The following is a 21,686-nucleotide window of genomic DNA, read 5'->3' as shown; positions in this document are numbered from 1 at the left end:
GTCCTTCAGGATTACCCCCGGACCGCCTCGTACGGCCCGGGTCATCTCGCTTGTTCAAGCCAGCGTGTAGGCGGTCTTGACGGTTGTGTAGAATTCGGCGGCGTATTTGCCCTGCTCGCGCGGGCCATAGGACGAGCCCTTGCGGCCGCCGAACGGAACGTGGAAATCGACGCCTGCGGTCGGCAGGTTGACCATGACCATGCCGGCTTCCGAATTGCGCTTGAAGTGCGTCGCATGCTTCAGGCTGGTCGTGGCGATGCCGGCCGAAAGGCCGAACGGCGTGTCGTTGGCGATGGCAAGCGCCTCGTCGTAGTCCTTCGCCCGGATCACCGAGACCACGGGCCCGAAGATCTCCTCGCGCGAAATGCGCATCTGGTTGGTCGCTTCGGTAAACAGCGTCGGCTGCAGGTAGAAGCCGGGCGTTTCGCGGGAGATGACCTCGCCGCCGAAGGCGAGCTTGGCGCCTTCCTTTTTGCCGATCTCGATATAGTCGATATCGGTCTTCAGCTGCCGTTCGTCAACGACGGGACCGATATGGGTGCCGGCCTTCAGCGCATTGTCGACGACCAGCGTTTTCAGCTTCTCAGTCAAAGCCGCGACGAACTTGTCGTGAATGCCTTCGGTGACGATCAGGCGCGACGACGCCGTGCAGCGCTGGCCTGTGGAGAAGAAGCCGGAATTGGCGGCGGCTTCGACGGCAACGTTGAGGTCGGCGTCGTCGAGCACGACCATCGGGTTCTTGCCGCCCATCTCGAGCTGGAACTTGCGGTTATGCTCGATCGAGGCGGCGGCGACGCGCCGGCCGGTGCCGGTCGAGCCGGTAAAGGTGATGCCGTGAACGTCGGGGCTCTCCAGCATGGCCTGGCCGACGACCGAGCCCTTGCCCATGACGAGGTTCAAGACGCCCTTCGGCAAGCCGGCCCGGTTGAGGATATCGACGATCGCCCAGGAGCAGGCCGGCACCAATTCGGCCGGCTTGAAGACGATGGTGTTGCCATAAGCGAGCGCAGGCGCGATCTTCCAGGCCGGGATGGCTATCGGGAAGTTCCACGGCGTGATGATGCCGATGACGCCGAGCGCTTCGCGGGTGATCTCGATGCCGATGTTCGGACGAACCGACGGAATGACCTCGCCGGCGAGCCGCAGGGCTTCACCAGCGAAGAATTCAAAGATCTGCGAGGCGCGGATGACCTCGCCGGTCGCCTCCGGCAGCGTCTTGCCCTCTTCGCGCGCGAGCAGCGCGCCGAGCTCGTCCTTGCGCGCCATGATCTCGTCGCCGGTCTTCTTCAGGATGACATGGCGTTCCCAGATGCCCGAGCGCGACCAGGCCGGAAAGGCGGCCTTGGCGGCGGCAATCGCGTTGCGGGTGTCTTCGGCGCTGCCGTTGGCATAGAGGCCGACGACCTCGTTCGTATCGGACGGGTTGATGTTCTTCGTCGCGTCCGTGCCGACCCACTCGCCGGCGATCAAGTTTTGATAAATGGTCATGGGCTGAACAAGCCTCCTTTACCGTTTACATCGCGAACCGGCCGCCCAGGCGTCCGGATCTCTAATTCAGAGCTGCTTGACGGCGATCTCTTCTTCGGCCGCGATCTTCAGCGGGTTGCGGAGCGGCAGGCCGAATTCGGCGACTTCGATTTCGAAGACGTCTCCCTCTTCCGTCTTGATGCCGTCGGCGAAGGACAGGGTCGCGGTGCCGAACATGTGGACATGGACATCGCCGGGGACGCGGAAGAGGCCGTATTTGAAATGGTGGTATTCGAGATTGGCGAAGGTGTGCGACATGTTCGCCTCGCCCGACAGGAAGGGCTTTTCGAAGATCACCTTGTCGCCGCGCTTGATGCGCGAGGTGCCGCGGATATCCTCGGGCGCGGCGCCGATGCGGATTTCCGGACCATAGGCGGCCGGGCGTAGTTTCGAGTGGGCCAGATAAAGATAATTGATCCGTTCGGTGACGTGGTCCGAAAATTCGTTCGACAGGGCAAAGCCGATGCGGAACGGTGAGCCGTCCTTGGCGATGACGTAAATGCCAGCCAATTCAGGCTCTTCGCCGCCGTCGAGGGCAAAGGACGGCGACACCAGGGGAGCGCCCGGCGCTGCCGCGCCATAGCCGTTGCCCTTGTAGAACCACTCGGGCTGCACGCCCTTTTCGCCTGACTTCGGCTTGCCGTTCTCGAGACCCATCTTGAACATCTTCATCGAGTCGGTCAGCGTTTCCTCGGCCGCCTCGGTGGTCTTCTTGTGCATGGAATCGCGGGTGGCGGCCGAACCCAGGTGGGTGAGCCCGGTGCCGGTCAGATGCAGGTGGGCGGCATCGGGATGGGTGATCGGCGGCAGGAAACGGCCTTCCGCATAGGCCTTCTCAAGGTCGACGGCCTCGCCGTAACCATGGGCCTCGATGACCGCGGCGAGCGACTTGCCGCCATCGGCGGCTTCCATCGCCAGCGCATAGACGCTGCCTGCATTCTTGACCGACCTGGCCGCACCGCCCTGCTCGCGCACGGCGACGACGATCTCTCCGTTGGCACCCTTGATCTGGGAAATAAGCACGACTTCGATCCTTCTCGTTCCGGCGAAGACAAAAGCTCCGCCTGTCCGGCTCCATCGGGAGCCGGAATTGGTCTTTCATATGACTGCGAATGCCGGGCTGGGCTTAGATGCTCAGCCCTTGTTCTTGTTGTAAACGTCGAAGAACACGGCGGCGAGAAGCACCGCGCCTTTGACCATCTGCTGGAAGTCGATGCCGAGGCCGACGATCGACATGCCGTTGTTCATGACGCCCATGATGAATGCGCCGATAACCGCGCCGGTGATCTTGCCGACACCGCCCGATGCCGAGGCGCCGCCGATGAAGCAGGCCGCGATCACGTCGAGCTCGAAGCCGACGCCGGCTTTCGGCGTTGCCGAGTTCAGGCGGAGTGCGACGATCATGCCGGCAAGGCCTGCAAGCACGCCCATGTTGACGAAGGTGTAGAAGCTGAGGCGCTGCGTGTTGATGCCCGAAAGCTTGGTCGCCTTTTCATTGCCGCCCATGGCGTAGATGCGCCGGCCGACCGTCGTGCGTTTGGTAACGAAGGCGTAGATCGCGATCAGCACCAGCATGACGACGAGAACGTTCGGCAGGCCCCTGTAGCTGGACAATTGGTAGCCGAGCCACAGAATGGCGAGTGAAACGACCAGGTTCTGGCCAATGAAGAAGCCCAGCGGCTCGACATCGATGCCATGGCTTTCGTTCACCTTGCGGCGACGCCAGGCGAGGTAGAAGAGGATGACCGGCAGGATGACCGTCAGGATCAGCGAGGTCGACTGCACGGGCGCGCCGAAGATGTTGATCATGTCGCCCGGCAGGAAGCCGGTGCTGATGACCTGGAATTCCTTCGGGAACGGGCCGATGTTCTTGCCGGCCAGCACCGTCAGCGTCAGGCCGCGGAAGATCAGCATGCCGGCGAGCGTCACGATGAAGGACGGGATGCGGTGATAGGCGATGAAATAGCCCTGCGCGGCACCGATAATGCCGCCGACGATCAGACAAATCAGGCCGGCGACCCAGAAATTCATTCCCCATGTCACGGTGAAGATTGCCGCGAGCGCGCCGACGAAGGCGACGATCGAACCGACGGACAGGTCGATATGCCCAGCCACGATGACGAGCAGCATGCCGAGCGCCATGATGACGATGAAGGAATTCTGCAGGACGAGGTTCGTCAGGTTGACCGGCTTGAAGAGAATGCCGCCGGTGTAGAGCTGGAAGAATACCATGATCGCGACGAGCGCGATGAGCATGCCGTATTCACGAATGTTGCCGCGGATGTAGTCGGCAACAGAAACGACGTTGCTTTCCTCGGTTGTCGGGTTGACCGGAGTCATTGTCTCTTCTCCCCTGAGCGCATGATAGCGCGCATGATGGTTTCCTGGCTTGCTTCTCCCTTCGGCAGTTCGGCGACGATGCGTCCTTCGTTCATCACGTAGATGCGGTCACAAGTGCCAAGCAGTTCGGGCATTTCCGATGAGATCATCAGAACGCCCTTTCCATCGGCGGCAAGCTGGTTGATGATAGTATAAATCTCGTACTTTGCGCCAACGTCGATGCCTCGGGTAGGCTCGTCGAGGATCAAAATCTCGGGATCGGAGAACAGCCACTTCGACAGCACGACCTTTTGCTGGTTGCCGCCGGAAAGATTGACCGTTTCCTGGAAGATGCCGTGCGAGCGAATGCGCAGCTTCGACCGGTAATCCGTCGCGACCTTCATCTCCTTGATGTCGTCGATGACGCTGTTGTTCGAAATTCCGTCGAGATTGGCGAGCGTCGTATTGTGCAGGATCGTGTCGTTGAGCACGAGGCCGAGCTGTTTGCGGTCCTCGGTGACATAGGCAAGACCCGCATCGATCGCCTTGCGCACGGTGCTGACGTCGACCGGCTTGCCCTCGACGAAGACCTCGCCGCTGACCTTGTGCCCGTAGGACTTGCCGAAGACGCTCATGGCGAATTCGGTGCGGCCGGCACCCATCAGGCCGGCGATGCCGACGACCTCACCTTTGCGGACGGTGACGTTGATGTTGTGCAGCACCTGGCGGTCGCGGTGATGCTGGTGATAGGCGTTCCAATTCTTGACTTCGAAGATCGTTTCGCCGATCGGCACGGAGCGCGGCGGGTAACGGTCGGCGAGGTCGCGGCCAACCATGTTCTTGATGATGATGTCTTCGCTGATCTCGTCGGCGTGACAGTCGAGCGTCTTGACGGTCATGCCGTCGCGCAGGACCGTGATCTGATCGGCGACCTTGCGGATCTCGTTCAGCTTGTGGGAAATGATGATCGAGGTGATGCCCTGATTGCGGAACTCGATCAGCAGATTGAGCAGCGCGTCCGAGTCCTTCTCGTTGAGCGAGGCCGTGGGCTCGTCGAGGATGAGTAGCTTCACACTCTTCGACAGCGCCTTGGCGATCTCTACGAGCTGCTGCTTGCCGACGCCGATGTCGGTCACCAAAGTGTTCGGGGATTCGCGCAGACCGACCTTCTGCAAAAGCTGCTTCGTCCGGTTATACGTCTCTTCCCAACTGATGACTCCGTTCTTGGCATTCTCGTTGCCGAGAAAGATGTTTTCGCCGATCGACAGCAATGGCACAAGCGCCAGTTCCTGGTGGATGATGACGATGCCGATTTCTTCGGAGTCCTTGAGGACCTTAAAATGGCGCGTCTCGCCTTCGTAGACGATGTCGCCTTCATAGCTTCCGGTGGGATAGACGCCTGATAGCACTTTCATCAGGGTCGATTTTCCGGCCCCGTTTTCGCCCACCAACGCGTGAATTTCACCCTTGCGAACCTTGAGGTTCACGTTCTCCAGCGCCTTAACGCCTGGGAACGTCTTGGTGATGCTCCGCATTTCGAGGATTGTGTTGTCCATAGTCAAAGTTCCAGCGCCGGCAGCTTGAAACAGCTGGGGCGATCATAAAATCGAAGGCCGGAACCCGCAAGCACGGGCTCCGGCCTCCTGTTTAACTTACTTCAGCTGGTCTTCGGTGTAGTAACCGCCGTCGACGAGGATCTGCTTGTAGTTGGTCTTGTCGACGGCAACCGGCTTCAGCAGGTAGGACGGAACGACCTTGACGCCGTTGTCGTAGGTCTTGGTGTCGTTGACCTCAGGCTCCTTGCCGGACATGACGGCATCGACCATGGCAACAGTGACCTTGGCGAGTTCGCGGGTGTCCTTGAAGACCGTCGAGTGCTGTTCGCCAGCGATGATCGACTTGACCGACGGGACTTCAGCGTCCTGGCCGGAAACGACCGGGAGCGGCTGGTCAGCGGAACCATAGCCGACGCCCTTCAGCGAGGAGATGATGCCGATCGAGAGGCCGTCATAGGGAGACAGGACGGCGTCGACCTTGGCGTCGGTGTAGTTGGCCGAGAGCAGGTTGTCCATGCGGGCCTGGGCAGTAGCCGCATCCCAACGCAGCGTGCCGACCTTGTCCATGCCGGTCTGGCCGGACTTCACGACGAGCTTGCCCGAGTCGATGTAGGGCTGCAGAACGGACATCGCGCCATCATAGAAGAAGAAGGCGTTGTTGTCGTCCGGCGAACCGCCGAAGAGTTCGATGTTGAACGGGCCCTTGCCATCCTTGAGGCCGAGGGCGTCAACGATGGAGGTCGCCTGGAGAACGCCGACCTGGAAGTTGTCGAAGGTGGCGTAGTAGTCGACGTTGGCCGAGTCGCGGATCAGGCGGTCATAAGCGATGACCTTGATGCCGGCGTCGTGAGCCTTCTGGAGAACGTCGGAAAGCGTCGTACCGTCGATCGAAGCGATGACGAGAACCTTGGCACCCTTGGTGACCATGTTTTCGATCTGCGACAGCTGGTTCGGAATATCATCGTCAGCATACTGCAGGTCGGTCTTGTAGCCGGCGGCCTCAAGCTGCTTGACGATGTTGTTGCCGTCGTCGATCCAGCGAGCGGAGGACTTCGTCGGCATCGCGATGCCCACGAGGCCCTTGTCCTGCGCCATGGCAGGCATGACGAAGGAAGCGACGCCGAAGGCAGCCGCAGCCATCAATGAGATAATGGATTTCATTTCTCTCTCCCTTGTTAATAGAGCAGCGGACGAAAAATCGCCCGCCCCGAAACTGTGGCAGGTTCCGTATTGGATAGTTACTTCAGATGGTGAGAAACGAAGTAGGTCTCCTCCACGATCTCACACGTGTTGAGTGCCAACCAGCACACGGCGGCAAACTGGTATGGATTCCTATAACTGTCAAATAGAATAAGTGGTAATGTGCATAACAATTTTGGTATATCGTTAAAAAGTATTACTTTTGATGGAGCGCAGTGGGAGGCTGCAACCATGACGATCGTTTCAGAGCCCATTTCGATGGATCACGTCGATATCCACAGCGACAGTTTCGGCGACGACAGCTTTCTCCGTTCGGGACTTAAGCTGAATCACCTGCGCATGATCGTCGCAATCGAAGATAGTGGACAGATTTCCGCAGCTGCGGATGTCCTCAACATCTCGCAGCCCGCCGCATCGCGCATGCTGTCGGAAATGGAGGCGATCACCAAGACGCCGCTCTACGAGCGCGTCGCCCGCGGCGTGGTGCTGACGACCTTCGGCGCGGCCCTTGCCAGACGCGCCCGCAAGATCCTTCTGGAGTTGCGCGAGGCGAGCCGCGAGATCGCCGAATTGAAGAGCGGCAAGGGCGGCTCGGTCTTCATCGGTGCGGTCACGGCGCCGGCCATGAGCCTCGTTGTGCCGGCAATCAACAAGGTGCGTAAAGCCTATCCCGGCATCGAGATCAACATTCAGGTGGAGACGAGTAATGTGCTCGCCCGCGAACTGCTCGCCGCCCGCCACGATTTCATCATCGGCCGCATTCCCGACGATCTCAATCCGCGGCTGTTCGAGGTCAGGGAGATCGGCATCGAGCGGGCCTGCCTGATCGTGCGTAACCACCATCCGCTCCTGAAAAGAAAGAAGACGAGCAGCCTTACCGACGTCAGGGATTACGACTGGGTGTTCCAGCCGCCGGGCACGCTGTTGCGTCGCACGATCGAAGACATCTTTCTGTCCCAGGGCGTGGCGCTGCCCGAAAATATCGTCAACACCTCCTCGTTGCTGCTCACCTGCGCCATCGTCTGCGAAACCGATGCGATCGCGCCCGTCGCCGTCGACGTCGCCCATTTCCTGGCAAGCCAAGGCGCCAAGGCGTCCGACGTGCGCATGCTGCCGATCGATTTCGACATCAACGTCAAGCCCTACAGCCTGATCACCGCGAGAGAGCGGGCACTGCCGCCGAGCGCCAGGCTGCTCTACGACATCATTCTCGAGGAGAGCCTGAAGCAGGGGGCTAAAGCATGATGCCGAGAAGGGTCGGCGGTTTTCGGGCGACATCATGCTCCATCGATCGAACCGGCAAGCCCTGCGCCATCTTGACGGGCTCTAATATCCTCGAGAGGAAGGCGCATGCTGTTCGGACAATCGGTATTTCAATCAGTGCTCGAGCGGCTGAAGGCGGAGGAAGAACCGGCCGAAGAGACACAAGCGCCGCCTGCCCACCGCGTATCCGGGCTCGCCACCGGCCTCGCATTCGATGTCATGGAAGGCATCTCGGTTGCCTCGCAGCGCGTCGGCCAGGCCTACTTCGACAATCTCAACGCCGAACCGGCGGCCGAGGAGGCTCCCCCGCAGGAGCCGGAACCGGTCATGCCGGACCATCTCGCCCGCATCGCCCCGGAAGAGATTGCCGCGGAATTGGCGATCGCTGCCGCCGATACCCAACAGACGCTGAACGAGAAGCGGCGCGCCTTTGCCAAGGCCAACCATCCTGACGGCGTCGCAGAGCCTTTCCGCGACAATGCCAACAGGCGCATGATGATCGCCAATCTCTTGATTGACGAGGCGATGCGCCGCCTGCCGCACAGGTGACGTTCTCGAGCGCAGGCAAGCCTTCCCAGAGCAATTCCGTTTTTCGTCGGATCAATGATTGCTCAATCTCTTCGTTTTCACGCAATTCCCGGCGCAAAACCGCTCCACACTTTCTGAATTGCTCGAGACTTTGGGAGAGCCGCCGGTTCCCGGCCCGATTTGTGAACGCTATATAGGCTGTTTTTCTGGGATTCAACCGACCCCCACCATAACCGGTTTGATCATTTCTCGTTATGGTAGCGAATAAATCACCAGCTTTTTGTTACCAGCGATAGCGTATTTCAGGATCCGGATAGACCATGCCTACGCCCTTTTCGGTAGGGCATAGCGCTAACTGGCGAAATTGAGCACGAGAGAACCCGTTGTAACATAGGGCGGTTTAGATGTTTTAAGGGAGACCGCCGACATGTCATCTACGGAAGACCCAAAGCTGCCACGCAACACCGCGCGCAGACATTTTCTAGGTGTGGCTGCAGCTACCGGCGCTCGTCTCGCCGCCATGGCGGCCATGGCCACGGCAATTTCCACCTCTCCGGCCAAAGCGATGGGTCGACGTTGGGGACGCGGCGGCTCCGGTGGACACGGAGGTTCCGGTGGGAGCGGTGGCCCAGGCGGAAGAGGTGGCCGTGGCGGCAGCGGCGCAAATTGCTTCCTGCGGGGAACGGGGATACTCACGGATTGCGGTAAGAAGCCCGTCGAGGATCTCAGCATCGGCGACCGCGTTGCCCTTGCTGACGGCAGCACCCGTCCGGTAAAGTGGGTCGGCCGCCAAACCTTCAAGATGAGCGGCGCGCGCTGGCAAAAGGACGTCGTGCCGATCAGGGTATCCCGCCACGCACTCGATGGGCACACACCCCATTCGGATCTCTTTCTCTCGCCTGGCCACGCGCTGTACCTCAACGGAGTTCTGATCCAGGTGAAGGAGCTCGTGAACGGCACGACGATCGCACCGGTCATGCCCGCCGCCGAGGGATCGATCGATTACTTCGCCGTCATGCTCGATACGCACGAAGTTATCCTTGCCGAAGGTGCTGCGGTCGAAACCTTCCATCTGAAGGACAGCAATCACGAGAACTTCTGCAATTTTGCTGAATACCAGCGTCTCTACGGCGAGGAACGCATCGTGATGACACCGTTTGCGCCGCTGCTGGGAGGTGGCTGGTCACATTTGAGAGCGCTTCTCCTGCTCAGCGTTTCGCCGCTGGTACCGGTGCGCGATCCATTCGGCGATGCCTGCGAAAAGATCGAGGCGCAGGCTAGGGAACCGTCACTCTGACAGGACGGTAATACGTCGGGGGTCGGACTGCGGCATGCGAAGCCGTGCGCCGGTTGTGCAATAGTATCAAACTAGGACGTCAAGCGCGGCGCGCATCGAAACGATCGCGGCGCGCTTCGATCACTCCGCCTTCTTCTCTTCGGCTTTCTTCTCGTCGTCTGCTGCCGGCTCATCCCCGTCCGCGTCATCGGGTGTGACGATTGCAGCGGTCTCCGGCGGTTTCGGATCGAACGTCCAGAACAATACATAGAGGGCGTAGGCGCCGGCGCCGCCCGATATCACGCCCCAGAAGGGATCGCCGGTGACGAATTCGACCGTGGCCCAGGCGAAGCAGACGGCAACGATGGCTATTCGCACCCAGAGGCGGCGATATGCCGGATGGTTCGGATCGATCAGTTGCATTCCTGCTCCACGGTCACTTGTGTCGCACTGCCCTCGGCCTGTGCCGCGCTTGTCTCTAAAGCCTTTCCCGGACAGTTTAAAGCATTCTGTTGAATCGACCGGCATCGAAAGTTCGATCGAACCGCTCCTGCGGGACGCTTCCGTCCGAAGGAAAGGCTCTGGTTCGAATCTTGCAAATGTGAAAGATCCGCGGACTTGACGCGACGCCGAGAAGGTGGAATGAAAATTCCGGATTTTTGGCAATTCGGTTTATTTGTTCCGAATTTGAGGGAGGTTGAAATGACTGTGAGATTTGGTCTTCTCGGCGCCGGCCGTATTGGCAAGGTTCATGCGAAGGCCGTCAGCGGCGATGCCAATGCGACGCTGGTTGCGGTGGCGGACGCCTTTCCGCAGGCGGCAGAAGCCATCGCTTCGGCCTATGGCTGCGAGGTCCGCACCATCGAAGCCATCGAGGCCGCCAAAGACATCGACGCCGTCGTCATCTGCACGCCGACGGACACCCATGCCGACCTGATCGAGCGATTTGCCCGCGCCGGCAAGGCGATCTTCTGCGAGAAGCCGATCGATCTCGACGTCGACCGCGTCAAGGACTGCATCAAGGTGGTGGAAGAGACCGGCGCCAAGCTGATGGTGGGCTTCAACCGCCGCTTCGATCCGCATTTCATGGCAGTGCGCAAAGTAATCGACGAGGGCAAGATCGGCGAGGTCGAGATGGTGACGATCACCTCGCGCGATCCCGGCGCCCCACCGGTCGACTATATCAAGCGCTCGGGCGGTATCTTCCGCGACATGACGATCCACGATTTCGATATGGCCCGCTTCCTGCTCGGCGAAGAGCCGGTTTCGGTGCTTGCGACCGCCGCCGTGCTCGTCGACAAGGCGATCGGCGAAGCCGGCGATTATGACAGCGTCTCGGTGATCCTCCAGACTGCTTCGGGCAAGCAGGCCGTCATCTCCAACTCCCGCCGCGCCACCTATGGCTACGACCAGCGCATCGAAGTGCACGGCGCGAAGGGCATGGCAGCGGCCGAAAACCAGCGCCCGGTCTCGATCGAGGTGGCGAACGGTGACGGCTACACCCGCCCGCCGCTGCACGATTTCTTCATGACCCGCTACACCGAAGCCTATGCCAACGAGATTGCAGCTTTCATCGCCGCGATCGAAAAGGGCACGAAGATCTCGCCCTCCGGCGCCGACGGCCTGGCAGCGCTCGCGCTTGCCGACGCCGCCGTGCAGTCGGTCAAAGAAGGCAAGCTCATTAGGATCGGCTGACGGCCCTCTCCCGACCGTAAGCCGTGCATGAGATGGCCGGGCTCCGCCCGGCCGTTTTGCGTTTTGAGCATCGGCACGCGTATTGAAGACAAGCCGCCTCCCGCCGAGTGCACGGTTGCTTATTCGGGGCATTGGCCTCCACCAGGGGCCGGCGTGGATCCCAGGCTCAAGGCTTGGGATGACGGAGAGTGGGAGCGTCACTGCCAACTCGGCGTCGGCGCGGCGGATGATGCCTTACGCATCCGGCTCCGGACGCGGCGGTGCAGCGCTTATCGGCTGCCGCCACCTTCTCCCAGTTTTACCGGAAAGAAGGAATATGCCGCCCCCAGCCCCTAACCGAAATGTGGAATCCAAGCAGATACTGGTGCCCCTCCCCTTGAGGCATGGGTGTTTGAGGCGGTTTAACTTGCTGGACATATCTTCGTGAAGCAATCTGCGCACTCGCGTCGCAAAAACTGTCGCTTTAGTCAGGGTCTGGCGACAAGAAGGAACCGCAATATGGATGCGATTATTGAGATTGCGACGACAAAAGATGTCGAGCCGTGGGCGCAGCTTCGCGTTGCGCTGTGGCCGCATCACTCGCTTGAACATCATCGAGCTGAGTTGGGCCGGGCGTATCTTTCAGAAAGTGGACAGGCCGTCGCGTTCATCGCTCGAAATCCTGCGAATGAAACCGTCGGGTTTGCTGAGGCGACTTTGCGACATGATTATGTGAATGGATGCAGCAGCTCGCCCGTTTTATTTCTCGAAGGGATTTATGTCCGGCCTGTTGACAGGCGAAAGGGCATCGCACGATTGCTTTGCAATGCCGTTGCCGATTGGGGGAAGTCGCTTGGGTGCATTGAGTTTGGCTCTGACGCGCTGCTTGAGAATTCAGCCAGCCATGCGCTTCATACCGCTTTAGGATTTGAGGAGACACAGCGCGTCGTGTTCTTCCGAAAGCCACTTTAGACCGGAGTTGCCCTTCCACAAGAGCCGCCCGGCGTTTCGCCGTCTCAATCCGTCCCCTGCCCCCCCGAGATCACGATATCCTGGTCGATCACCGACAGCGCCCGGTTGAGGTGACCCTCGAAGACGAGGATGGGTTCGTCGGGGACGACGCGGATTTCGGGCATGCCTTCCATGCGCACGATGTGGGATTGGCCGAGACCCTCTTCGATGCCCTGGCGCAGCAGGTCGTAATAGCGGGTGCCGGGGCCGGTGATGGCGATGGGCATGCGTTCGGTAAGACTGAGCATGCGCGACAGGCCATTGCCCAGCGCCAGCCCGGCCTGGCGGAAGGCGAAGGCGGAGGTGCGGTTACCCTGGCGGGCGCGGGCGGCGATCTTGTCGAGTTCGGCAACCGGGACGAATATGGCGGGGATCGTATCGAGGGGCACTTCGAAGGCGCTGCGCAGGATGGCGTAGAAGCCGGCATAGGCCTCGATGCAGCCGCGCGTGCCGCAGCGGCAGAGGCCGCCATTCGCCATGTGCAGCATGTGCCCGAAATTCGGCGCCGAAATTTCCTGGCCGGTCTGGCCTCCGCGCCGGACGATGCCAAGGCCGATGCTGTGGCCGAGCGACAGCGCCGCGAGCGAGCGGAAATCGGCGCCCTTGGCGATCTCCTCGCGCGCGCCGAGCGCGGCGGCGACGAGCAGCGTCTCGTTATCGAGAATGACCTTGGCCTGCCATTCCGACCGAAGCGCCGATTCGAAATCGATTTGATCGCTGCCGAAGATCGGCGACCAGACGAGGACGGGTTCGGCGGAATGGACGAGGCCCTTGCTGCTGATCGAGATCAGCAGCACCTTTTCCTGGGAAATCCGGGAACGATCGAGAATACGCGAAAGCCCGGCCTGCACCGCTGCGAGGAAACGGGCGGCACCCGAGGGATCATGCGAGCGCTCCTCGCTGAAGCGGTCGATCAGCTTGCCGGCATAATCCACAAGCGAATATTGCACCGCATCCGAGGAGATGACGACAACGATCAGGTAGCCGCAATCGCGCCGCTGGCGCAAAAGCACGCGCGGCCGGCCGCGGCCGCTGGCCGCCTGCTGCTCGGATTTTTCGATGATCTGGGCGCGTTCCAGATCGGCCGTGATCGCCGAAATGGTGGCCGAGGAAAGGCCCGTGAAATCGGATATCTCAGTATGGGCGAGCGCGCCGTGGCGGCGCAGCACGGACAGCACGAGCACGCTGTTTCTCTGCCGGACCAGCTCCGTGCTCGACTTGGTCAGCATGAATGCCGCCCTCTCCCTGTGCTCGCATTTCAACAGCTAGAGCATGACGGCCTGTCTGAAAACCGCTCATGGTTTTCGGCATCATGCTCTGGTTCCGCCCCTCGTTCCCACTGCATCTCCGGCCGCTGCCGCGCAAGCAAATTAAGCCGGTAGTGCAGTGTTGACAGTTGAAAAAATCTCTGACAGTTAATTTCTCGACTGTCGAGAAAAAAATCGAAATCTTTCTCGACAGCTTTCGCGGTGGCCGGAGGAAGCAATGGGCTGGGCCGGTCGCAACTCACTCGGGAGGACATTATGAAGTCTATTATGAAACTGATGGCAGGGGCTGCCATCCTCGTTTCGGTGCATACTGCCGCCATGGCTGCCGATCTTGTCGTCGGCGTTTCCTGGTCGAATTTCCAGGAAGAGCGCTGGAAGACCGACGAAGCCGCCATCAAGAAGGCTCTCGAAGCCAAGGGCGCCAAATATATTTCCGCTGACGCGCAGTCTTCTGCCGCAAAGCAGCTGACCGACGTTGAATCGCTGATCTCGCAGGGCGCCAACGCACTGATCATCCTCGCCCAGGACTCCGACGCGATTGCCCCGGCGATCGAAAAGGCAGCCGCCGAAGGCATCCCGGTTGTCGGCTACGACCGCCTGATCGAAAACCCGGCCGCCTTCTACATCACCTTCGACAACAAGGAAGTCGGTCGCCTGCAGGCCGAGGGCGTCTTCAAGGTGAAGCCGGAAGGCAACTATGTCTTCATCAAGGGCTCGTCTTCCGACCCGAATGCCGACTTCCTGTTCTCGGGCCAGCAGGAGGTTCTGAAGGCTGCGATCGACGCCGGCAAGATCAAGAATGTCGGCGAAGCCTATACCGACGGCTGGCTGCCGGAGAACGCCCAGCGCAACATGGAGCAGTTCCTGACGGCCAACAACAACAAGGTTGACGCCGTCGTCGCCTCCAACGACGGCACGGCCGGCGGCGCGATCGCAGCGCTCGACGCCCAGGGCCTCGCCGGCTCCGTTCCGGTCTCCGGCCAGGACGGCGACAAGGCGGCGCTGAACCGCATCGCGCTCGGCACGCAGACGGTTTCCGTCTGGAAGGACAGCCGCGAGCTCGGCAAGCGCGCCGCCGAAATCGCTCTCGACCTCGCCGGCGGCAAGGACATGAGCAAGATCGACGGCGTTCAGGCCTTCAAGGGCGGCCCGAAGGGCGTGGAAATGCAGTCCGTCTTCCTGAAGCCGCTTGCCATCACCAAGGACAATCTGAACGTCGTCATCGACGCCGGCTGGATTTCCAAGGCTGAGGCCTGCCAGGGCGTCAAGGCCGACGCGGTCGCTGCCTGCAAGTAAGCCAGCGCTGAACTAGAATGACCGGCGCCGCAGCGGATAACGCTGCGGCGCCGGATGCGGACGGGAATTCCAAAGACGAAGTTTTCTCCGCCTCGCCGCACCATCGCAGATTTGCATTCCCTGCCGGAAGAGCGTCGCGACGCCACGCGACCGGTTTCCGGAAGCATCGCGGTGGTCAGTTGAAGAACAGACGAATGACGCCGTTGGCAGCCTCTCGCGCGCCGGCGCAGCCGTCAAAACAAAATGGGGGAACGGCAAACCCATGGCCGATGTATTAAAATCAACGACCTCAAGCGGACCGCGAGCGGCGGAAGCCAATCCGGTGGCCCGCTTCTTCCGCGCCACCGAGATCGACACGCGCCTGCTCGGCATGATCGGCGCGCTCGTCATCATCTGGATCGGTTTCCACATCATCACCGGCGGCCTGTTCCTGACCCCGCGCAATCTCTGGAACCTCTCGGTCCAGACCACCGACATCGCGATCATGACGACGGGCATGGTGCTGATCATCGTCACCCGCAATATCGACCTTTCCGTCGGCTCCGTGCTCGGCCTCTGCGGCATGATCATGGGTGTCACCCAGGCGCAGATCCTGCCGCAATATCTGGGCTTCGACAGCCCCTTCACCTGGGCGATCACCCTTTTCGTCGGCCTGATCGCCGGCTGCCTGATCGGCGCCTTTCAGGGAATCATCATCGCCTTCCTGAACGTTCCCTCCTTCATCGTCACCCTCGGCGGCCTGCTTGTCTGGCGCGGCGCGACCTGGCTCGTCACCAGCGGCCAGACTGTTGCCCCCATGGACCAGACCTTCCGCATCATGGGCGGCGGCGCGGAGGGCTCGATCGGCGCCACCTGGAGCTGGATCGTCGGCATCGCCGCATGCCTCTTCGTCATCGCCAGCATCATCGGCTCGCGCCGGCAGCGCCGCCGCTTCGGCTTTCCGCTCAGGCCTGTCTGGGCGGAATATTTCCTGGCGAGCCTCAGCTGCGTGCTGATCCTCGGCGCGGTCTGGATTGCCAACAGCTACTACTGGCCGATCAATATCGCCAAGCGTTACGCCGAGGCCAACAATATCCCCTGGCCGGAAACCGGCCTGGATATTCCCTACGGCATCGCCGTTCCGGTGCTGATCGCCATCGTCGTCGGCATCATCATGACCTTCATCGCCACGAGGCTGCGCTTCGGCCGCTATGTCTTCGCGATCGGCGGCAACCCCGAGGCGGCGGAACTCGCCGGCATCAAGACCCGCTGGGTGACGGTGCGCATCTTCGCGCTGATGGGCATTCTCGCAGCCGTCGCGGCGGCGATCTCCACCGCCCGCCTCAACGCCGCCACCAACGCGCAGGGCACGCTCGACGAACTCTACACCATCGCCGCCGCCGTTATCGGCGGGACGTCGCTGGCGGGCGGCACCGGCACGATCGCCGGCGCCATGCTCGGCGCGCTCGTCATGCAGTCCCTGCAATCTGGCATGGTGCTGGCGCATGTCGACACTCCGCTGCAGAGCGTCGTCGTCGGCACCGTCCTCGTCGTTGCGGTCTGGCTCGACACCGTCTACCGCGCCCGTGCCAAGTGAGAGGAGCCCAAGACATGACTGATCAACGCACTCCCCTCGTGGAACTGAAAAACATCTCGATCTCCTTCGGCGGCATCCACGCGGTGGACAATGCCTCGGTGGATCTCTACCCCGGCGAAGTGGTGGCCCTGCTCGGCCACAACGGCGCCGGCAAATCGACGCTGATCAAGATCCTCTCCGGCGCCTACAAGCGCGATGGCGGCGAGATCCTGATCAATGGCGAGCCGGCCGACATCCGCAATCCGCGCGACGCCAAGAAATACGGGATCGAGACGATCTACCAGACGCTTGCCGTAGCCGACAATGTCGACGCCGCAGCCAACCTCTATCTTGGCCGCGAGCTGAAGACCCGCTGGGGCACACTCGACGACGTGGCGATGGAGGCCTCGGCGCGGCAGGTGATGGGACGGCTCAACCCCAACTTCAAGCGCTTCAAGGAGCCGGTGAAGGCGCTTTCGGGCGGCCAGCGGCAATCGGTGGCAATCGCCCGCGCGATCCTCTTCAACGCCCGCATCCTGATCATGGACGAGCCGACGGCGGCCCTCGGCCCGCAGGAGACGGCGCAGGTGGGCGAGCTGATCAAGCAGCTGAAGAAGGAAGGCATCGGCATCTTCCTCATCAGCCACGACATCCACGACGTCTTCGACCTCGCCGACCGCGTCTCAGTGATGAAGAACGGCCAGGTGGTGGGCCATGCCCGCACCGAGGACGTGACCAAGGACGAAGTGCTGGGCATGATCATTCTCGGCAAGGTGCCGCCCAAGGCCATCCCCGGCCCCGGCGCCATGCAGATCTGACCGCTGCAAGCCCCTGCCCCAGACAACCGAGCTCCGCCGCCCGCGAGGCCGGCGGAGTTTTCATTTGTGCACCAAGGCTTGCGGATAAAAACACGTGCCAAATCGCAAGCATCGGTATTTCTGAGAATTCACGATTGAAGCCGGCCGCAAGCTAGGCTAAGAACCACCCATCGGACAGGCGATTCAAACCGCCTTCGGCATGCACCCGTAGCTCAGCTGGATAGAGTGTTGGATTCCGATTCCAAAGGTCACAGGTTCGAATCCTGTCGGGTGCGCCACCGCGATTTCTGTCCATTCTGGACACATAGGTTACGGTTTATTCCTGAGACATAGGTAACACCTTTGCGCCGAAAGGGTTCGGCAATGGTTCGAGCCTGCATGTCTCGTCATCGAAGTATCCCAGGTCGTAAGACACGCGGCGATACCGTCAGGTTGATCGTCAGAGAGGTGGATGGAGAAGAACACCTATCTGTCGGTGCACGAGTTTGATGAAAGACAGCGAAGCGGATGGGACGGCTTGATTTGCGAGCTTTTTGGCAGCGATCCTGACCTTGCGATGCTTCTCGACAATGTGGCGGCCATTCTATCCGAGCACGCCGCGGTATTGGCCGACGACATCGCCGACCCAGAAGGTGACTGCGCGTGATCTGACCAGGTCATCCCTACGCAATGTCGTCGGGCTCGGACGTGCCGCTGCGCCACCTGCGGACATTGCCAGTCACAAAGAAAAGATTACTTTAGACGCAAAGGCTCACCTTTTGGGAGTTCCAGCTGTGGGGGCTTCATATTGTCGCCACGTCTGTGAGGAGGGCATGGCATCTATGTTGTTGGAAGATTTGTACCGTCTGATGAAAATCGGGCACGTGCAGGCTCAGGGGGTTGTCGACACCATGACCCAGCCCGTTGTCGTTCTCGATCAGCATTTCTGTGTTACGACTGCGAACAATGCGTTCATCAAGACTTTCGAGGTCGACCGTGAAGACATTTTGGCGGAGAACTTCTTTCGGCTTGGAAACGGCCAGTGGGATATTCCGGAGCTTCGGCAGCTCATAGCGTCGGTCATCCCACGGGCGTCCGCCGTCATCGGCTTCGAAGTGAGGCACGATTTTCCGACGATCGGCCAGCGTACATTTCTTGTCGACGCCCGACGCCTTGTTCATCCCGACGACAACAGCCCCAACCTCCTGGTCATCTTCGACGACGTCACGGAGCGCCAGCGCCACGACGCCGAGATGGACTTCATCGTCGCCGAGATGAGGCACCGGCTGAAGAACCTTTCGGCCGTCATTCGGTCGGTCGTGAACAATACCAGAGCGGACGATCCTGTTGTTGCAAGCTTCAAGGAGTCACTGCTTGGCAGGCTGGACGTGACCTTTCACGCTCAGGAGCTCGCCGCGCGAGGCAAGGCGGCTGACTTCGAAACCTTGGTGAGGGACGCGGTAGGCATGACTGTTTCAGAACGGCTCGAATGCTCCGGACCGTCCGCAGAACTTTCAAGTTCACACGTTGTTCCGGTCAGCATGATTTTCCACGAGCTCGGTACGAACGCAGCGAAGTACGGTGCTGGTTCCGTTCCGGGTGGAAGGATTAGTGTGACCTGGGAGTCGGACACCGGGCCGCGGGAGCGGACGCTTCTCGTATGTCAATGGCGCGAGGAAGCAGGGCCGCGCATCTCTCAGCCTGAGCGCAAGGGCTATGGGACTGAACTGATCGAAGGCCTAGCAGCCCATATGGGTGGAAGCGTGGAACTTATCTATCCTCCCAGTGGTTTCATTGCGATAATCAAAATCCCGATGTGAGGTCATGTGAGCGGTACTTTCGAAGCGAGGGCCGGAGGTGAGACCAAGGTCCTCGTCGTCGAGGACGAGTTCTTTATCGCCGATGAACTCCGACGCAAACTGACCGCTGCCGGGTTGCTGGTGCTTGGGCCGGTATCATCGAACGAGGGCGCGCTCGATCTGCTGGAGCAGCAGCGACCTGCTATCGCCGTTCTCGATATCCATATCGGCGGGACAAGGGTGAATCCTGTGGCCGCAAAGCTTCGGCAGTTGAATGTCCCGTTCGTTCTGGCGACAGCAAGCCCGCCCCATGAAATTGCATCTGATCCGGTCCTCGCGGGCGCAGTCATCCTGGAAAAACCAACAGATTTGGATCGTCTGATAGAAATCGTCCGCAGGGTAATCAAGTGACGATTCAGTGCGCGAAGAGCCGTTCGCGTAACAACTGGGCATACGCTTTTGCCGAGACATGTGCTCTCCTATAACGCATAAACCAAAGCGTCATTCTGATATTCCCTCAGCCACTTATATGACAGGTGCCGCAGCCTCCGTCATGCTTCCAGGGCCTGCATTGGCAAATGGCGACGGCGCCGCCCTCCTCGAAGACGCCGCCGATCCATCGACGACATTCCCCGGGGCAAATCTGCAGATCATGCTGCGCCGCGCCGCCCTGATAGTGCGTAACGCCGGGTCGATCACGCTCGATCCCGATCTGGAGGAAGCCGTCATAGACGTGTCGAGCGAGCTGGGGCTTGATCGTGACGATGCGATCAGGTTCATCGTCCGGAGAAGAACACCTATCTGCCGGTACAACAGCTTGACGAGGATGGGCATGTTGATGGGAGTGCCTGAACTGCGCAGCCGTCGCTCTGGTAAACCTCGATGCCGGGGTTGGCAGCTGCAATTTGAACTTGAGAACTGAAATGCATCTGCCCGCCGGAAGGATCGGCTTTCGATGATCAAGCCTGAACTCGCATTCGCCATCATAATGATGAGCAACTTCGCAGCTCCGATCGGGGCTTTTATCGCTGGGTGCACGTGGCCGCGTTGGTGGAAGACATTGCATTCTTTGGCGGTGATCTGGGTCGTTCTGTCAGTATATGTATGCGACAGAATGACGTTCACGCCACATATCGCACTGTGGACGGCTCGTACGAAGGATTAGATCAGTTTCTAGTCGTCGTTGCCATCTTGTTGCAGCAGCTAGCCATTCTCATGACCTATGTAGCTTGGTATGTGTGTCGCGAATTTGTTAAGCGGCGGCGGGCATCTCGAAGAGAAGCGAAGCCTTTCTGAGGAGCATCCAATGATCCACGAATTGCGCATCTATACATGTCTGCCGGAGAGGCTGCCGGCACTGCAACAGCGTTTCGAGACCGCGACACTGGCGATCTGGGAACGCCTCGGCATCCGCTCACTCGGCTTCTGGACGACGATGATCGGTTCTTCCAGCAACGATCTGACCTATCTGCTCGAATGGCGGTCACTGGCGGAGCGCGAGCAGAAATGGGCCGAATTCATCGCTGATCGTGAGTGGCAGGAAGCGAAGGCGAAGAGCGAGGCGGATGGGGCGATCGTTGCCAACATCACCAGTTCGTTGCTGAAGCCGACACGCTTCTACCGCGGCTTCTCCAACCCGTCGGAATAACGGCAACGGCCGGCCGACACCCCATGACCATGCCCGACACAGCCAACTTTCTCGAGGACGCCGCCAACCGGATAGACGAAATTTCCAGGCGGGATTTGCAGATCATGCTGCGCCGCGCCGCCTGCTCGTTCGCAACGCCGGCTCGATCACCTCGACGATGATACTGAACGGAATGTATCGAGCGAGCTGGTGCTGACGCGAAGACGCTATCAAGTATATCGTCTGGGAGTGGCTGGAGCAGAACACCTATCTGCCGGTGCACAAGCTGGACGCGATACGGATGGAGAAGCTTGATTGAGTGACGATCGAATTCAGCTATTGATTGGCTTGTGCGCCTTGGGCGGCTTTTGCGCTTACAGCTGGTATTGGTTCATCAGATCGATCATTTTTATCGCAGAAACGGCTTCGATTTCAGCAAAGATTTTGGGCCAAAAATCTATCGTGGGGCAAGTTTTGCAGGTGACCGCTTCTTGGCGACGCCGAAAGCGAAGCTTTATATCATTAGGCCCTTCGCAGTGGCGGTAAGCTCTTTCATGACGGTGGCTTTTGCTTTGGCCTGTCGGGAATTATCAAACATTGCGCCGGTTGCCGGCCGTAGCGCCCGACCGGTCCATCCAAACTCATGAACTGCCGCCTCATCCTGTTCCTCCCTTAACCCCTTATATTAGGCATGGCGGAGCTTGTCGTCATGCTTCCAGGCGGTAATCCCCCCTCCCAAAAGGCAATCGTGAACCACGTTGACATCGATGCGCGATCCCAGCACTGGTAGATGAAGGCGAAAGCTGCAAGTCCTGTTTGAAAAATGGGCCTACATAGCTTTGGGGGATAGATGCCTTTTCTGGGTTTGCCTTGGGTCATTGGCCCGGTTCCAATTATACTGACAGTCTGGGCTGCATACGCTTGCAGTATCGCTGTTGTAAAGCAAAGGCCAACCAGTGGGGAGGCTTTTTTCGGCGCACTATTTCTTCC

19 protein-coding genes, 1 tRNA gene and 2 pseudogenes are annotated in these 21,686 nt (G+C 60.1%); 15 read left to right on the top strand and 7 right to left on the bottom strand.

The genetic code is table 11. The features are described 5' to 3' along the window. Nucleotides 1-54: 54 nt before the first annotated feature. From FFR93_RS08800 to chvE, 5 genes are all read right to left on the bottom strand, one after another. Nucleotides 55-1,488: an aldehyde dehydrogenase family protein gene (locus tag FFR93_RS08800; protein WP_064705851.1), complete on the bottom strand. Its 1,434-nt coding sequence runs from the start codon at nucleotides 1,486-1,488 to the stop codon at nucleotides 55-57. A gap of 66 nt (nucleotides 1,489-1,554) precedes the next feature. Then, complete coding sequence (gene araD1 / locus FFR93_RS08795) at nucleotides 1,555-2,550, bottom strand: AraD1 family protein (RefSeq protein ID WP_138392945.1); 996 nt, start codon at nucleotides 2,548-2,550, stop codon at nucleotides 1,555-1,557. 111 nt (nucleotides 2,551-2,661) lie between these two features. Then, entirely contained in the window at nucleotides 2,662-3,867 is a 1,206-nt protein-coding gene (gene mmsB / locus FFR93_RS08790) for a multiple monosaccharide ABC transporter permease (RefSeq protein WP_064711438.1), read from the bottom strand. Further along, nucleotides 3,864-5,402, bottom strand: a complete 1,539-nt coding sequence (gene mmsA / locus FFR93_RS08785; protein ID WP_138392944.1) for a multiple monosaccharide ABC transporter ATP-binding protein — start codon at nucleotides 5,400-5,402, stop codon at nucleotides 3,864-3,866. Before mmsA ends, mmsB begins: the two co-directional genes overlap by 4 nt. 96 nt (nucleotides 5,403-5,498) lie before the next feature. Beyond that, the gene (chvE, locus tag FFR93_RS08780; protein WP_064684463.1) at nucleotides 5,499-6,563 is read right to left on the bottom strand and encodes a multiple monosaccharide ABC transporter substrate-binding protein; all 1,065 of its coding nucleotides are present in this window, start codon (nucleotides 6,561-6,563) and stop codon (nucleotides 5,499-5,501) included. Between the two features lie 270 nt (nucleotides 6,564-6,833). On the opposite strand from chvE, the gene FFR93_RS08775 reads away from it, so the two are divergent. The 3 genes from FFR93_RS08775 to FFR93_RS08765 all read left to right on the top strand — a co-directional run bounded on the left by FFR93_RS08775 (nucleotide 6,834) and on the right by FFR93_RS08765 (nucleotide 9,690). After that, on the top strand, nucleotides 6,834-7,847 hold the full coding sequence (locus tag FFR93_RS08775; RefSeq protein WP_138392943.1) for a LysR family transcriptional regulator: 1,014 nt from the start codon (nucleotides 6,834-6,836) through the stop codon (nucleotides 7,845-7,847). A gap of 105 nt (nucleotides 7,848-7,952) precedes the next feature. Next, on the top strand, nucleotides 7,953-8,414 hold the full coding sequence (locus FFR93_RS08770) for a hypothetical protein (RefSeq protein WP_138392942.1): 462 nt from the start codon (nucleotides 7,953-7,955) through the stop codon (nucleotides 8,412-8,414). Between the two features lie 406 nt (nucleotides 8,415-8,820). Next, nucleotides 8,821-9,690 (top strand): Hint domain-containing protein, encoded by an 870-nt coding sequence (locus FFR93_RS08765; protein WP_138392941.1) that lies wholly within the window; start codon nucleotides 8,821-8,823, stop codon nucleotides 9,688-9,690. A gap of 120 nt (nucleotides 9,691-9,810) precedes the next feature. On the opposite strand, the gene FFR93_RS08760 is transcribed toward FFR93_RS08765, so the two are convergent. Continuing rightward, a complete protein-coding gene (locus tag FFR93_RS08760; protein ID WP_064711436.1) occupies nucleotides 9,811-10,092 on the bottom strand; it encodes a hypothetical protein in 282 nt (93 codons plus the stop codon). Between the two features lie 279 nt (nucleotides 10,093-10,371). Between FFR93_RS08760 and iolG the strand changes: the two genes are divergently transcribed. Further along, complete coding sequence (iolG, locus tag FFR93_RS08755; RefSeq protein ID WP_138392940.1) at nucleotides 10,372-11,364, top strand: inositol 2-dehydrogenase; 993 nt, start codon at nucleotides 10,372-10,374, stop codon at nucleotides 11,362-11,364. Nucleotides 11,365-11,862: 498 nt separating this feature from the next. Further along, nucleotides 11,863-12,315, top strand: a complete 453-nt coding sequence (gene aac(6') / locus FFR93_RS08750) for an aminoglycoside 6'-N-acetyltransferase (protein ID WP_138392939.1) — start codon at nucleotides 11,863-11,865, stop codon at nucleotides 12,313-12,315. Between the two features lie 44 nt (nucleotides 12,316-12,359). Here the strand turns inward: aac(6') and FFR93_RS08745 are convergent, their stop codons facing one another. Then, a complete protein-coding gene (locus FFR93_RS08745; RefSeq protein ID WP_138392938.1) occupies nucleotides 12,360-13,583 on the bottom strand; it encodes an ROK family protein in 1,224 nt (407 codons plus the stop codon). Between the two features lie 294 nt (nucleotides 13,584-13,877). Here FFR93_RS08745 and xylF point away from each other — a divergent pair, with 294 nt between their 5' ends. The 10 genes and pseudogenes from xylF (at nucleotide 13,878) to FFR93_RS41350 (ending at nucleotide 21,011) form a co-directional block, all read left to right on the top strand. Next, nucleotides 13,878-14,918 carry a D-xylose ABC transporter substrate-binding protein gene (gene xylF, locus FFR93_RS08740; protein WP_138392937.1) on the top strand — a complete coding sequence of 347 codons (1,041 nt, stop codon included), beginning with the start codon at nucleotides 13,878-13,880 and terminating at the stop codon, nucleotides 14,916-14,918. A gap of 262 nt (nucleotides 14,919-15,180) precedes the next feature. Next, entirely contained in the window at nucleotides 15,181-16,494 is a 1,314-nt protein-coding gene (locus tag FFR93_RS08735) for a sugar ABC transporter permease (protein WP_138392936.1), read from the top strand. A 14-nt stretch (nucleotides 16,495-16,508) separates the two neighbouring features. After that, nucleotides 16,509-17,291 carry an ATP-binding cassette domain-containing protein gene (locus tag FFR93_RS08730; protein ID WP_064705864.1) on the top strand — a complete coding sequence of 261 codons (783 nt, stop codon included), beginning with the start codon at nucleotides 16,509-16,511 and terminating at the stop codon, nucleotides 17,289-17,291. Nucleotides 17,292-17,492: 201 nt separating this feature from the next. Beyond that, nucleotides 17,493-17,569 (top strand) — tRNA-Arg (locus FFR93_RS08725). A gap of 173 nt (nucleotides 17,570-17,742) precedes the next feature. Then, nucleotides 17,743-17,937, top strand: a complete 195-nt coding sequence (locus FFR93_RS08720; protein ID WP_138392935.1) for a hypothetical protein — start codon at nucleotides 17,743-17,745, stop codon at nucleotides 17,935-17,937. Continuing rightward, on the top strand, nucleotides 17,924-19,090 hold the full coding sequence (locus tag FFR93_RS08715; protein WP_348640321.1) for an HWE histidine kinase domain-containing protein: 1,167 nt from the start codon (nucleotides 17,924-17,926) through the stop codon (nucleotides 19,088-19,090). The genes FFR93_RS08720 and FFR93_RS08715 overlap by 14 nt, the downstream gene beginning before the upstream one ends. Before the next feature lie 6 nt (nucleotides 19,091-19,096). Beyond that, nucleotides 19,097-19,480 carry a response regulator gene (locus tag FFR93_RS08710; RefSeq protein WP_138392934.1) on the top strand — a complete coding sequence of 128 codons (384 nt, stop codon included), beginning with the start codon at nucleotides 19,097-19,099 and terminating at the stop codon, nucleotides 19,478-19,480. Nucleotides 19,481-19,640: 160 nt separating this feature from the next. Continuing rightward, nucleotides 19,641-19,921, top strand: a pseudogene (locus FFR93_RS08705) (CopG family transcriptional regulator). Between the two features lie 454 nt (nucleotides 19,922-20,375). After that, on the top strand, nucleotides 20,376-20,717 hold the full coding sequence (locus FFR93_RS08695; protein WP_138393473.1) for an NIPSNAP family protein: 342 nt from the start codon (nucleotides 20,376-20,378) through the stop codon (nucleotides 20,715-20,717). 23 nt (nucleotides 20,718-20,740) lie between these two features. Next, nucleotides 20,741-21,011 (top strand): annotated as a pseudogene (locus FFR93_RS41350) (CopG family transcriptional regulator). Nucleotides 21,012-21,686 lie beyond the last annotated feature (675 nt).

Origin of the sequence: Rhizobium sp. MHM7A (genome assembly GCF_005862215.1) — a bacterium.
Taxonomy (GTDB): domain Bacteria; phylum Pseudomonadota; class Alphaproteobacteria; order Rhizobiales; family Rhizobiaceae; genus Rhizobium; species Rhizobium bangladeshense.
Note: the sequence above shows the minus strand (reverse complement) of the source record. Positions and strands in the feature narration are given on the sequence as shown.

Bases quoted from the DNA above. Each gene is read 5' to 3' on its own strand.
- iolG (WP_138392940.1), top strand. From the start codon at position 10,372: ATGACTGTGAGATTTGGTCTTCTCGGCGCCGGCCGTATTGGCAAGGTT.
- mmsB (WP_064711438.1), bottom strand. From the start codon at position 3,867: ATGACTCCGGTCAACCCGACAACCGAGGAAAGCAACGTCGTTTCTGTT.
- mmsA (WP_138392944.1), bottom strand. From the start codon at position 5,402: ATGGACAACACAATCCTCGAAATGCGGAGCATCACCAAGACGTTCCCA.
- xylF (WP_138392937.1), top strand. From the start codon at position 13,878: ATGAAGTCTATTATGAAACTGATGGCAGGGGCTGCCATCCTCGTTTCG.
- FFR93_RS08720 (WP_138392935.1), top strand. From the start codon at position 17,743: ATGGAGAAGAACACCTATCTGTCGGTGCACGAGTTTGATGAAAGACAG.
- FFR93_RS08800 (WP_064705851.1), bottom strand. From the start codon at position 1,488: ATGACCATTTATCAAAACTTGATCGCCGGCGAGTGGGTCGGCACGGAC.
- FFR93_RS08730 (WP_064705864.1), top strand. From the start codon at position 16,509: ATGACTGATCAACGCACTCCCCTCGTGGAACTGAAAAACATCTCGATC.
- FFR93_RS08745 (WP_138392938.1), bottom strand. From the start codon at position 13,583: ATGCTGACCAAGTCGAGCACGGAGCTGGTCCGGCAGAGAAACAGCGTG.
- FFR93_RS08695 (WP_138393473.1), top strand. From the start codon at position 20,376: ATGATCCACGAATTGCGCATCTATACATGTCTGCCGGAGAGGCTGCCG.
- chvE (WP_064684463.1), bottom strand. From the start codon at position 6,563: ATGAAATCCATTATCTCATTGATGGCTGCGGCTGCCTTCGGCGTCGCT.
- FFR93_RS08735 (WP_138392936.1), top strand. From the start codon at position 15,181: ATGGCCGATGTATTAAAATCAACGACCTCAAGCGGACCGCGAGCGGCG.
- FFR93_RS08760 (WP_064711436.1), bottom strand. From the start codon at position 10,092: ATGCAACTGATCGATCCGAACCATCCGGCATATCGCCGCCTCTGGGTG.
- FFR93_RS08765 (WP_138392941.1), top strand. From the start codon at position 8,821: ATGTCATCTACGGAAGACCCAAAGCTGCCACGCAACACCGCGCGCAGA.
- FFR93_RS08775 (WP_138392943.1), top strand. From the start codon at position 6,834: ATGACGATCGTTTCAGAGCCCATTTCGATGGATCACGTCGATATCCAC.
- FFR93_RS08770 (WP_138392942.1), top strand. From the start codon at position 7,953: ATGCTGTTCGGACAATCGGTATTTCAATCAGTGCTCGAGCGGCTGAAG.